10 protein-coding genes are annotated in these 12,856 nt (G+C 57.1%); 8 read left to right on the plus strand and 2 right to left on the minus strand.

Going from position 1 to position 12,856, the window contains the following annotated elements; translation table 11 throughout:
- The first annotated feature begins 31 nt into the window (after window positions 1-31).
- The 6 genes from TU86_RS09220 (at window position 32) to TU86_RS09245 (ending at window position 7,035) form a co-directional block, all read left to right on the plus strand.
- A complete protein-coding gene (locus TU86_RS09220; protein ID WP_048363987.1) occupies window positions 32-1,396 on the plus strand; it encodes an aspartate aminotransferase family protein in 1,365 nt (454 codons plus the stop codon).
- A 184-nt stretch (window positions 1,397-1,580) separates the two neighbouring features.
- On the plus strand, window positions 1,581-2,693 hold the full coding sequence (locus TU86_RS09225; protein ID WP_048363988.1) for a polyamine ABC transporter substrate-binding protein: 1,113 nt from the start codon (window positions 1,581-1,583) through the stop codon (window positions 2,691-2,693).
- A gap of 232 nt (window positions 2,694-2,925) precedes the next feature.
- Entirely contained in the window at window positions 2,926-4,020 is a 1,095-nt protein-coding gene (locus TU86_RS09230; protein ID WP_048363989.1) for a polyamine ABC transporter substrate-binding protein, read from the plus strand.
- A gap of 68 nt (window positions 4,021-4,088) precedes the next feature.
- Entirely contained in the window at window positions 4,089-5,231 is a 1,143-nt protein-coding gene (locus tag TU86_RS09235; protein ID WP_048363990.1) for an ABC transporter ATP-binding protein, read from the plus strand.
- Window positions 5,228-6,148 (plus strand): ABC transporter permease subunit, encoded by a 921-nt coding sequence (locus TU86_RS09240; protein WP_048363991.1) that lies wholly within the window; start codon window positions 5,228-5,230, stop codon window positions 6,146-6,148. Before TU86_RS09235 ends, TU86_RS09240 begins: the two co-directional genes overlap by 4 nt.
- The gene (locus tag TU86_RS09245; RefSeq protein WP_048363992.1) at window positions 6,145-7,035 is read left to right on the plus strand and encodes an ABC transporter permease subunit; all 891 of its coding nucleotides are present in this window, start codon (window positions 6,145-6,147) and stop codon (window positions 7,033-7,035) included. Before TU86_RS09240 ends, TU86_RS09245 begins: the two co-directional genes overlap by 4 nt.
- 92 nt (window positions 7,036-7,127) lie before the next feature.
- On the opposite strand, the gene TU86_RS09250 is transcribed toward TU86_RS09245, so the two are convergent.
- On the minus strand, window positions 7,128-9,893 hold the full coding sequence (locus tag TU86_RS09250) for an RHS repeat-associated core domain-containing protein (protein WP_157395889.1): 2,766 nt from the start codon (window positions 9,891-9,893) through the stop codon (window positions 7,128-7,130).
- Window positions 9,894-10,194: 301 nt separating this feature from the next.
- Window positions 10,195-10,575: a COG4315 family predicted lipoprotein gene (locus TU86_RS09255; protein ID WP_048363993.1), complete on the minus strand. Its 381-nt coding sequence runs from the start codon at window positions 10,573-10,575 to the stop codon at window positions 10,195-10,197.
- A gap of 153 nt (window positions 10,576-10,728) precedes the next feature.
- Between TU86_RS09255 and phoB the strand changes: the two genes are divergently transcribed.
- Both phoB and phoR read left to right on the plus strand, forming a co-directional pair.
- Entirely contained in the window at window positions 10,729-11,421 is a 693-nt protein-coding gene (gene phoB / locus TU86_RS09260; protein WP_048363994.1) for a phosphate regulon transcriptional regulator PhoB, read from the plus strand.
- 42 nt (window positions 11,422-11,463) lie between these two features.
- Window positions 11,464-12,786 carry a phosphate regulon sensor histidine kinase PhoR gene (phoR, locus tag TU86_RS09265; RefSeq protein ID WP_048363995.1) on the plus strand — a complete coding sequence of 441 codons (1,323 nt, stop codon included), beginning with the start codon at window positions 11,464-11,466 and terminating at the stop codon, window positions 12,784-12,786.
- Window positions 12,787-12,856 lie beyond the last annotated feature (70 nt).

Genomic DNA, 12,856 nt, shown 5'->3' on the forward strand with positions numbered 1-12,856 from the left:
GCGGCTCCCCACTGAATAAAGGAGAAGCCGTATGACTAACAAGAACCCGCAAACCCGCGAATGGCAAAACCTCAGTAATGATCACCACCTGGCGCCGTTCAGTGACTTCAAACAATTGAAGGAAGTTGGCCCGCGCATCATCACTCACGCCAAGGGCGTGTATTTGTGGGACAGCGAAGGTCACAAGATTCTCGACGGCATGGCCGGCCTGTGGTGTGTAGCAATCGGTTACGGGCGCGATGAACTGGCAGACGCTGCCAGTCAGCAAATGCGCGAATTGCCGTACTACAACCTGTTTTTCATGACCGCTCACCCCCCGGTGCTTGAGCTGTCAAAAGTCATTGCCCAGATTGCGCCTGAAGGCATGAACCACGTGTTCTTTACCGGCTCCGGCTCCGAAGGCAACGACACCATGTTGCGCATGGTCCGCCACTACTGGGCGATCAAAGGCCAACCGAACAAAAAAACCATCATCAGCCGCAAAAACGGCTATCACGGTTCGACCGTGGCCGGTGCCAGCCTGGGCGGCATGACCTATATGCACGAACAGGGCGACTTGCCGATCCCGGGCATCACGCACATCCCGCAGCCTTACTGGTTCGGTGAAGGCGGTGACATGTCCCCGGAAGAGTTCGGCATCTGGGCGGCCAATCAACTGGAAGAAAAAATTCTCGAAATCGGCGTCGATAACGTCGGTGCCTTTATTGCCGAGCCGATTCAGGGCGCAGGCGGCGTGATCGTGCCACCTGATACCTACTGGCCGCGCATCAAAGAGATTCTGGCCAAGTACGACATTCTGTTCGTGGCCGATGAAGTGATTTGCGGTTTTGGCCGCACAGGTGAGTGGTTTGGTAGCGATTTCTACGGCCTCAAGCCCGACATGATGACCATCGCCAAGGGCCTGACCTCGGGCTACATCCCGATGGGTGGTCTGATCGTGCGCGACGAAGTGGTGGCGGTACTGAACGAAGGCGGCGATTTCAACCACGGCTTTACCTACTCCGGTCACCCCGTAGCGGCAGCCGTTGCGCTGGAAAACATCCGCATCCTGCGCGACGAAAAAATTATCGAAAAAGTGCAGGCCGAAACGGCACCGTATTTGCAAAAGCGTTTACGCGAACTGAACGATCACCCGTTGGTGGGCGAAGTGCGCGGCGTTGGCATGTTGGGTGCCATTGAACTGGTACAGGACAAAGCCACGCGCAAACGTTATGAAGGCCGTGGGGTTGGCATGATCTGCCGCCAGTTCTGCTTTGATAACGGCCTGATCATGCGCGCCGTGGGCGACACCATGATCATTTCGCCCCCGTTGGTGATCAGCAAAGACGAGATCGATGAGCTGGTAACCAAGGCTCGCAAGTGCCTGGATCTGACCTTGGAAGTGCTTCAAGGTTAACTGCAAGGCTCCGAGCGTAAGACAACTACCGCTTTTACGTAGGTAATTACGCTCTAAGCCTTAAGAATAAAGGCTCTTCCCTTGAAAGCCTGCCCCGGAACTTGCCAGACTAGCCGCCGGCTTTAGTCACCCTGATCTCAGGACGCTGAATCGGTGGTTTAAAAGAATAAGTGGAGCATTACAGATGAAGGCATCAGGTTTTAAAAAAGCTGGCAAGACCCTTCTCGCCCTGTCTTTGATGGGTGTGATGGCGGGGGCAGCGCAGGCAGCCGACAAAGTGCTGCACATCTACAACTGGTCCGACTACATCGCACCCGATACCGTGAAAAAGTTTGAAGACCAGACCGGTATCAAAGTGGTGTACGACGTGTTCGACAGCAACGAGACCCTCGAGGCCAAGCTGCTGGCGGGCAAGTCCGGCTACGACATCGTCGTGCCGTCCAACAACTTTCTGGCCAAGCAGATCAAGGCCGGGGTTTACCAGGAGCTGGACAAGTCCAAGCTGCCCCTCTGGAAAAACCTCGACCCTGCGTTGCTCAAGGCCGTTGGCGATGCCAGCGATCCGGATAACAAACACGCGTTCCCGTACATGTGGGGCACCATTGGCATCGGCTACAACCCTGAAAAGGTCAAAGCGGCCCTGGGCGTCGACACCATTGATTCATGGGACGTGCTGTTCAAGCCCGAGAACGCGGCCAAGCTGAAAAGCTGTGGCATCAGCTTCCTGGACTCGCCGACCGAAATGATCCCGGCTGCCTTGCATTACTTGGGCAAGCCCACCAACTCGACCAACAAGGATGACTTGAAAGCAGCGGAGGACCTGTTCCTGAAAATCCGTCCTTCGGTGGGTTACTTCCACTCCTCCAAGTACATCTCCGACCTGGCCAACGGCAACATCTGCGTCGCCGTGGGCTACTCGGGCGACCTGGAACAGTCGATTTCCCGCGCTAAAGAAGCCGGCGACAAGGTCAAGCTCAAGTACGTGATCCCGAAAGAAGGTGCTGGCAGCTTCTATGACATGGTCGCCATCCCTAAAGACGCCGAAAACGTTGAGGCCGCCTACGCCTACATGAACTTCCTGATGCAGCCTGAGGTGATGGCCGAAATCACCAACAGCGTGCGCTTCCCCAACGGTAACAAGGCTGCAACGCCGCTGGTGAATAAAGACATCTCGGGCGACCCGAGCATCTACCCGTCCGACGAAGTGAAAGCCAAGCTGTATGCGATCAGTGACTTGCCGCCTACCACCTTGCGCCTGCTGACGCGTAGCTGGACCAAAATCAAGTCCGGTAAGTAACTCGACACCCTGTAGGAGCGGTCACAGGCTGCGATCTTTATAAACGTTCAACAGATCGCAGCCTGCGGTTTAGGGTGAAATCAGCGCTAAATCAGGGCATTACAGCAATAAATCGCAGAAAACTTTGCTGTGCACGTTTATCGAGGGTAAGTTGCGCGCCGGTTTTGTCTTTGGCGGTTCTACTGCCGTGTGACGCGGGCAACTCAGGCCCAACTATTTTGAGGACCATCACGTGTCTACATCTTTGTTTCGCAGGACCTTGCTGGTCGGCGCTGGTTTGACGCTTGCCGTCAGCGTACAAGCAGCACCTACCGTGCACATTTACAACTGGTCGGACTACATCGCGCCGACCACGCTGGTGGATTTTGAAAAGGCCACGGGCATCAAACCGGTGTATGACGTCTTCGATTCCAACGAAACGCTGGAAGGTAAACTGCTGGCCGGGCGTACCGGTTATGACGTGGTTGTGCCGTCTAACCACTTCCTGGGCAAGCAGATCAAAGCGGGCGCGTTCCAGAAACTCGATCTGGCGCAACTGCCCAATTATTCCAACCTTGACCCGGCCCTGCTCAAGCGCCTTCAGGCCAACGATCCGGGCAACCAATATGCCGTGCCGTACCTGTGGGGCACCAATGGCATTGGTTACAACGTGGACAAGGTCAAAGAAGTGCTGGGCGTCGACACCATCGACTCCTGGGACGTGGTGTTCAAGCCCGAAAACATGAAGAAGCTGCAAAGCTGCGGCGTGGCTTTTCTGGACTCGGCAGATGAAATGCTGCCCACCGTACTCAACTACCTGGGGCTGGATGCCAACAGCACCAACCCCAAGGATTACAAGAAAGCTGAAGAAGTGCTGATGTCGGTGCGTCCATACGTCACCTACTTCCATTCCTCCAAGTACATTTCCGACCTGGCCAACGGCAACATCTGTGTCGCCATTGGTTTCTCCGGCGATGTGTTCCAGGCAAAAGCGCGTGCCGAAGAAGCCAAAAAAGGCGTCAACATCGCCTACATCGTGCCCAAGGAAGGCGGCGCCCTGTGGTTTGACATGCTGGCGATCCCCAAAGATTCCGGCAACGTCAAAGAAGCTCACACCTTCATCAACTACTTGCTCAAGCCTGAAGTGATCGCTCAGGTCAGTGACTATGTCGGCTATGCCAACCCTAACCCGGCCGCCGACAAGGTGATGGATGCGTCCATTCGTGCCGACGAAGCGGTTTACCCAACCCAGGCGGTGCTGGACAAAACGTACGTTTCCACCGAACTACCCCCGAAAGTGCAGCGTCTGATGACGCGCACGTGGACCAAGGTCAAAACGGGTAAATAACCCCCGCGACCGCCTATCCAAGGCCTGGCTATTGAAGTCGGGCTGCTAAATTTGTTGGGAGTTTCGTAATGGCTGTTGCCTCCGGCGCCTATAAGAAAGCCCTCGAGGGCGACCAGACACCTAAACAGGTGCTGGTCAAAATCGACCGGGTCACGAAAAAATTCGACGAGACGATTGCGGTGGACGACGTGTCCCTGGAAATCAACAAAGGCGAAATCTTCGCCTTGCTCGGCGGATCGGGATCGGGCAAATCCACCTTGCTGCGCATGCTCGCCGGTTTCGAGCGCCCAACAGAGGGCCGTATTTTCCTCGACGGTGTAGACATCACTGATATGCCGCCGTACGAACGGCCGATCAACATGATGTTCCAGTCCTACGCCTTGTTTCCGCACATGACCGTGGCGCAGAACATCGCGTTCGGCCTCAAGCAGGACAAAATGTCCGGCGCCGAGATTGATGCGCGCGTGAACGAAATGCTCAAGCTGGTGCACATGAGCCAGTACGCCAAGCGCAAGCCGCATCAATTGTCCGGTGGTCAACGTCAGCGTGTGGCCCTGGCCCGTTCGTTGGCCAAACGCCCGAAACTGCTGCTGCTCGACGAGCCGATGGGCGCGCTGGATAAAAAGCTGCGTTCGCAAATGCAGCTCGAACTGGTTGAAATCATCGAGCGCGTGGGCGTGACCTGCGTCATGGTGACTCACGACCAGGAAGAGGCCATGACCATGGCCCAGCGCATTGCGATCATGCATTTGGGCTGGATCGCGCAAATCGGCAGCCCGATCGATATTTACGAAACCCCGGTCAGCCGGTTGGTGTGCGAGTTCATCGGTAACGTCAACCTGTTCGAGGGTGAAGTGGTCGACGACGCGGAAGGCTATGCGCGCATCAACTGCCCGGAGCTGGAGAACGACATTTATGTCGGTCACGGCGTCAGCACCTCGGTTGAAGACAAGCACACCACGTACGCGATTCGCCCGGAAAAAATGCTCGTCACCACCGAGAAGCCGACCTGCGAATACAACTGGTCGCGCGGCAAGGTGCATGACATCGCCTACCTGGGCGGCCACTCGGTGTTCTACGTCGAGCTGCCGAGCGGCAAACTGGTGCAATCGTTTGTGGCCAACGCCGAACGCCGTGGCGCGCGTCCTACCTGGGACGACGAAGTCTACGTGTGGTGGGAAGACGACAGCGGCGTGGTACTGCGCTCATGAACATGCGAAAACTTAAACGCCGTCTGCAACGAATAACCCCCAAGGGCCGCCATGCGGTGATCGGGATTCCATTCCTGTGGCTGTTTTTGTTCTTCATGTTGCCGTTTTTCATCGTCCTGAAAATCAGCTTTGCTGAAGCCGACGTCGCGATCCCGCCGTACACCGAGATCTACAGCTACATCGACCAAAAGATCCAAATCCTGCTGAACCTGGGCAACTACGCCATGTTGGGCGACGATGAGCTGTATATCGCGGCCTACCTTGGCTCGTTGAAGATGGCCTTTTTCAGCACGGCGTTATGCCTGCTGATCGGCTATCCAATGGCCTACGCCATTGCCAATGCGCGCAAAGAGATGCAGACCGTGCTGGTGCTGCTGATCATGATGCCGACCTGGACGGCGATCCTGATCCGCGTGTACGCGTGGATGGGCATCCTCAGCAACAATGGGCTGCTCAACGGCTTTTTGATGTCGATGGGCTGGATCAGCGAACCGTTGCAGATCCTCAACACAAACATTGCGGTCTACATCGGCATCGTCTATTCGTACCTGCCGTTCATGATCCTGCCGTTGTACGCCAACCTGGTGAAGCACGACCACAGCTTGCTGGAGGCCGCGTCTGACCTGGGTTCAAGCACTATCAACAGCTTCTGGAAGATCACCGTTCCGCTGTCCAAAAACGGCATTATCGCGGGCTGCATGCTGGTGTTTATCCCGGTGGTGGGTGAGTTCGTGATCCCGGAACTGCTGGGCGGCCCCGAAACCCTGATGATCGGTAAAGTGTTGTGGCAAGAGTTCTTCAACAACCGTGACTGGCCGGTAGCGTCTGCGCTTGCCGTGGTCATGCTGGCGATCCTGATCGTGCCCATCATCCTGTTCAACCGCAGCCAGGCTAAAGAGCTGGAGGGCAAGATATGAATCGCGTCCGTTTTTCGAGCTTCATGTTGGTCGTCGGGTTGCTGTTCATCTACCTGCCGATGTTGATTCTGGTGATCTACTCGTTCAACGCCTCCAAACTGGTGACGGTATGGGGCGGCTGGTCGCTGAAGTGGTACACCGGCTTGCTGGACAACACGCAGTTGATGGGTTCGGTGATGCGCTCGCTGGAAATCGCCTTGTACACGGCGATTGCAGCGGTCGCGCTGGGCACGTTGGCCGCCTTCGTGCTGACGCGTATCAGCCACTTCAAGGGCCGCACCCTGTTTGGCGGTCTGGTGACCGCGCCGCTGGTCATGCCTGAAGTGATCACCGGTCTGTCATTGCTGCTGCTGTTTGTCGCGATGGCGCAAATGATTGGTTGGCCGCAAGAGCGGGGCATTGTCACCATCTGGATCGCTCACACCACGTTCTGCTCGGCCTATGTGGCCGTGGTGGTGTCATCGCGCCTGCGTGAGCTGGATTTGTCGATCGAAGAAGCCGCGATGGATCTGGGTGCCAAACCGTGGAAAGTGTTCTTTCTGATCACCATCCCCATGATTGCGCCGTCGCTGGCGGCGGGCGCCATGATGTCGTTTGCCTTGTCACTGGATGACCTGGTCCTGGCCAGCTTCGTGTCCGGGCCGGGTTCCACGACCTTGCCGATGGAAGTGTTCTCGGCGGTACGTCTGGGGGTTAAGCCCGAGATCAACGCCGTGGCCAGCTTGATTTTGCTGGCGGTGTCGCTGGTGACCTTTATGGTGTGGTTCTTCAGCCGTCGTGCGGAGGAGCATCGTAAAAAGGCTATTCAGCAAGCCATTGACGAATCGGCGGCAGAGTCGTGGAAGCAGCCTGATGTACGCCGTCCCAAGTCGCCTAACGCCGTTTAAGGCCGCGCTATAAAAAACCTCGCCTCCTGTAACAGGGAGGCGAGGTTTTTTATGGGCGCTGGGTCTGTTCTGGGGCACAGTGCTTTCATTGACTAATGCCCGCTCTTGCGCTTGTGCTGGGTCAGACTGCCCTTCAAGGTGAACGTCCTGTGACAACCCGCAGTGTTGCACCAGAAACGTGGTGCTTGTGTATGAATACTTTGATGCTTCTTTAGGTTGCTCCCATCTGTAAAGCTTTTTGTGCAGCCAGGTTCAGGGCATGAGTAAGGTTTCTCACCTGTATGAGTCCGCTGGTGCAGTCTTAGATGTTCCTTCAGCGCAAAGCTTTTTGCGCATCCAGGCTCTGAACATGCGTAAGGTTTTTCGCCTGTATGAGTTCGCTGGTGCCTCTTTAGATTACCTGCCTGCTTAAAGGTTTTGGTGCAGCCAGGCTCAGCGCACGCGTAAGGGGCCTCCCCCGTATGAACGCGGGTGTGGATTATCAGGTTGTGGTTGCTGAAAAAGCTTTTATTGCAGTCAGGGGTACTGCACTTAAAGCGCTTCTCTTTTGGCGCAGCAGGCACTTTGAATGTGCCCTGCGTGGACGTACCAGGCTGTGGTTTTGCAGCAACGGGAGCTAATGTTTCAACGATTGCTGCGTATTGTTCTTGCAAACTGAGTGTCGGTAGCAACGTCTCATCAAAATCGCTCAGAGACGGCGCTGGCGAGGGGGGGGGAGAAGGAGCGGGAGAGAATAGACTGGTATCAAAATCACTCAGAGACCGAGCAGGTGATGACGGCCTTGACCCACCCACATTGGTAGGTTGCAGAGATTCAGACCCAGCCGCTTCGGGAATCAGGCTCCCGTCCGCTCGCCGTTTGATCTGCCCATCCGTATCGACATGACCAATCGGGTCATTGCCCACAAACCCATACCCATTGAGCCCATCAACAGTGCCCCCAGGGTCAGGGTTCAGCCAGCGCCTTAGCCACGGCGCGTAGTAGCGGTAACCGTAGTAATACAAGCCCGTGGCATCACGTTCCTTACCCGAGTAACGATGGGTATTGTAGGTGGCCTCAATCGCACTTTTGGCCGCCCACCAGGCCGTGGCGCCATAGGGGTAATAGCCCTCGTGGTTGAGCAGCGCGGCTTGCTCGTCGAGTTCCAAGGTGCAACTGCCGCTCAAGTCCGACAGGCTGAAACGCACTTGTTCGTCGGCTGTTTGCGCAGGCCGATGTTGCTCCCATTGCAGGGCTCTGACGGTGGTACGCCCGGTCTCGATGCAGAGCACGCTGAGCCACTGTTCGCTGGCATGGTCGCGACGCAGTTCAAGCCCCGGCAAGTACATGACTTCGCGGGTGTGGGTCAGGCTTTTGGCCTTGCTCAACCGTCGTTTGAGCACGCGTTGACCGGCGCCATCGTAGGTGTAGGTTTCTTCATCGCACTCACCGTCCTCGCGCAACACCTGTGTTACTTGCGACAGTTGGTTGCGCAAGCTCCAACTCATCACTTGGCCTCGTGCCAGGGTGTGCTGATTGCCGCCCTGATCGAAGCCACGGCCCAGCCCCGGGTTCGCGTTCGGTGTCTCCAGCAGGCTGTGATTACTATGAGCTGCCACGTTCATACGCTGGGTATAACCTTGGCCGGTGGAGGGCACATGCTGCATCTGCAACAGATTGCCAGCCGCGTCGTAGTGATAATGACGGGTGTAATTACCCCAAGGCGTATTTTGCGTGGCGCCGAACAAGACCAGCCCCGGCAAGGTTGCCTTACGGTTGTTCTGAACGTTTTCGCGGCCGGTGGCCTTGGTCAGTTGATACAGCGTGTCGTACTCATACTGACTCACGGCATCGATTTTGGCGTTACTGAACCAGGCTGTCGGTTGGGCGGCGTCCTGAATGCTGATCACATTGCCAGTGCGGTCATAAGAGTAGGTCAGGTCTTGCAGCACACGGCCCCTATTGTGCGACTGATAGACCTTCATCTGCTGTAAACGGCCGTCTGCCTCATGGTGGCTGGCCATGGTGATAGCACCGTTTCCGGCGCGTTCAGAGATCACTTGGCCCTGCGCGTTATACACCCTGCTGTCCACCAGCACCTTGCGTTTTCCGCTGCTGAACTGCAGCGTGATCCGGCTCAGTTCACCGTCGATACCGTATTCGGAAAACCGCCGGTTGCCTTTGGCGTCGACCTGTTCTCGCACTGCATTCAGCGCGCTGTAGTGCCAGGAACTGGTGAACGACTCCGGCGCCAGCAACTGCTCGCGTGCTGTTATGAGTGCGGGCCAGTTGAGCGCGGTGTGTGCCTTGACAAAACGGCGAGACTGCTGCGTGACGGCGCCATTGAGCCCGTAGTGTTCGTAACGCACGCTGCCTGCCGGATCATCGTGGCGCAACAGTCGGCCGCTACAGTTAAGCGCCGCGTATTCGGGGGTTGCGCCCGCATACGTCAAGTGCTCAATACAGGCTTCGAAGGGGTCATCCTGCGCTTGCTCAAACACCGCCACCTGCCTGAGCATGCGGTCGTATTCATGGCGTTGCAGCCCGCCGCGAGCGTCCCAGCTTTTGACCGGCTGACCGGCAGTGCCCAGCAGTGAAACGCGCCATCCGGCATCGACACTGTCGTTGCGCAGCACCTGCCCGGACAGGCTCAAGCGCTGGCTGAAATTGGGTTTTATACCGGCATCCGTGGCGTGCAAGGTGTGCAGGCGCGGGTCCCACTGCTCCTGCAAGAACCCGGTGTGGCCGAACACGCTGCGTGTGACTCGGGCAACCGGTGCCTCCTCGGCGCGCACGCGGTGGTAAGCCACCTTACGCACGCAGGCCCCTCTGGGGTTGAGGGCGGCGAGGGAGGGGGTGTGATGATGTAAGGAAGCCATACGTGTGACCTGATTGGCACAATGATCCAATCAGATTAAAAGAGAGAGTTTCACCAGAGGCAGTAGTTATGTATGGCCGTTGGGCGGGGCTAGCGTTTTTGCTTTCCGTGCTCAACCCACTATAACGATGGGCTTGCACCGTTGTAGTCGCTGTCGAGGAACGAGGCTGCGATCAATCGCGAAGCGGTCGTAAAATTCCACGAGGCAGTGTGTCTGCAATACCAGGCTGGATGGTTTTACGACGGCGGCGCAGCAGGACGCAGCCTCGCATGACGGGTCAGTGGCTACAGGGTTGCGTCCGTTAGGGTTTGGCCACTTTCCACGCGCCATCCATTTTGCCGTCCCCGGTCTTGTCCCCGGCTTTCTTGTCCATGACAAAGGTGTACAGCGGCTTGCCGTTATAGGCCCACTGCATCTGTTGGTCATCACGAATAAGGGTGGTCCATTGACCCTCGCCTTTGTCCGTGCTTTCAGCTTTGAGCGGCGGCCAATTTTTGGCGCATTCGTCATTGCACTTCGATTTGCCTTGCTCATCTTTGGCAAAGGTGTAAAGCGTCATGCCGCGGTGATCTACCAGCACACCGTTTTGGGTCATCGCCGGTTCTGCGGCAAAGGCCAGGCCAGGCAGCGCCAATACAGCGCCTAAAAACAGTGACTTCAGGGAAAGCGAGCGGTGAGTCATCGGAATCGTCCTCTAGGTGGTTGTACGATTTGAACCTACAAGCGTAGTTCACTCGCCCTTCGAACGTGGCGCTTGCCCAAAGTTGTCACACGACTGCAATAATTCCGTTATCTAATGCGCCACAAGACAGTTAAATGACATGGGGATTACGGCATGGTTGGCAGGAGCATTCTGATTGTTGATGACGAGGCACCGATCCGCGAAATGATCGCAGTCGCCCTGGAAATGGCGGGCTACGACTGCCTCGAAGCAGAGAATGCTCAGCAGGCCCACGCGATCATCGTCGACCGCAAACCTGATTTGATCCTGCTCGACTGGATGCTGCCCGGCGGCACCTCCGGCATTGAGTTGGCCCGACGCCTCAAGCGTGAAGAAATGACCGGCGATATTCCGATCATCATGCTCACGGCCAAAGGTGAGGAGGACAACAAGATCCAGGGCCTGGAAGTCGGCGCTGACGATTACATCACCAAGCCGTTTTCCCCACGCGAGCTGGTAGCACGCCTTAAGGCCGTGTTGCGTCGCGCTGGCCCGGCCGATGGCGAGTCGCCGATTGAAATCGGCGGCTTGCTGCTCGATCCCATCAGCCATCGCGTCACCATCGACGGCACGCCCGCCGAAATGGGCCCCACTGAATACCGCCTGCTGCAATTTTTCATGACCCACCAGGAACGCGCTTACACCCGTGGCCAGTTGCTCGACCAAGTATGGGGCGGCAACGTTTATGTCGAAGAGCGCACCGTGGATGTGCACATTCGCCGTTTACGCAAAGCGCTCGGCGAGGCGTACGAGAATCTGGTACAAACCGTGCGCGGCACGGGCTATCGTTTTTCGACCAAAGCCTGATTTGCACTTTCAGACTCAACGCCAAGCAAGGACCCGCGCGACGTGAATCAAAACTGGCATAGCACGCTGATTCGTCATTTGTTGCTGTTGGTCACCGCCTGCCTGTTGATCGGCCTGGTCAGCGGTTATTACGGCTGGAGCCTGGCAGCAGGTGTGACGCTGTACTTGGGCTGGACGCTCAAACAGCTGTTACGTCTGCACGACTGGTTACGCAATCACCAACCCGACGAAGCCCCCCCTGATGGCTATGGCCTGTGGGGCGAAGTGTTCGACAGCATTTATCACCTGCAACGGCGCGACCAGCGGGTACGCGGGCGCTTGCAAGCTGTGATCGACCGCGTGCAAGAGTCCACCGCAGCGCTCAAAGACGCAGTGGTGATGCTCGACAGCGACGGCAACCTCGAATGGTGGAACCGCGCCGCAGAGACCTTGCTGGGCCTCAAGACGCCACAGGACAGCGGACAGCCCGTGACCAACCTGGTGCGTCACCCGCGCTTCAAGGAATATTTCGAACAGAACAGCTACGCTGAGCCGCTGGACATCCCTTCGCCGGTCAACGATCACCTGCGTATCCAGCTCTACATCACCCGCTACGGCAACAATGAGCACTTGATGCTGGTACGCGATGTCACGCGCATTCATCAGCTCGAACAAATGCGCAAAGATTTCATCGCCAACGTCTCCCACGAATTGCGCACGCCGTTGACAGTGATCTGTGGCTATCTGGAAACCCTGCTCGATAACGTCGACGACGTGAACCCGCGCTGGAAGCGCCCGCTGTCGCAAATGCAGCAACAGGGCGAGCGCATGCAAACGTTGCTCAACGACCTGCTGCTACTGGCCAAGCTGGAAGCCACCGATTACCCGTCAGACAACCAGCCGGTGCAGGTCGAGCGTTTATTACGCACAGTCAAAAGCGACGCACAGGCGTTGTCCGGTCAGCGCAACCAGACCATCACGCTGGAGGCGCAGGCCGATGTAGCGCTAAAAGGCAGTGAGTCTGAGCTGCGCAGTGCGTTTTCGAATCTGGTGTTTAACGCGGTCAAATACACCCCGGACGGTGGGAGTATTCGGATCCGCTGGTGGGCCGACGCCTTGGGTGCGCACCTGAGCGTGCAGGATTCCGGGGTCGGAATCGACAGCAAGCACTTGCCACGCCTGACCGAACGTTTCTACCGCGTTGACTCCAGCCGCCATGCCAGCACCGGTGGCACCGGCCTGGGCCTGGCCATCGTCAAACATGTGCTGCTGCGCCATCGTGCGCGCCTTGAGATCAGCAGCGTGTTGGGCCACGGCAGTACGTTTACCTGCCATTTCGCTCCGGTTCAGGTGACAAAAAACCTTAGCGTGGACCCGATCGACTGAGCCATGCGGCGTTAGCCCACTAGGCAAGGGCCACGTCAGTCGTTACATTGCTTGCCATGTGCCTGTCGTT

Origin of the sequence: Pseudomonas weihenstephanensis, from assembly GCF_001043055.1 — a bacterium.
In the GTDB taxonomy this organism is placed as follows: Bacteria; Pseudomonadota; Gammaproteobacteria; order Pseudomonadales; family Pseudomonadaceae; genus Aquipseudomonas; species Aquipseudomonas weihenstephanensis.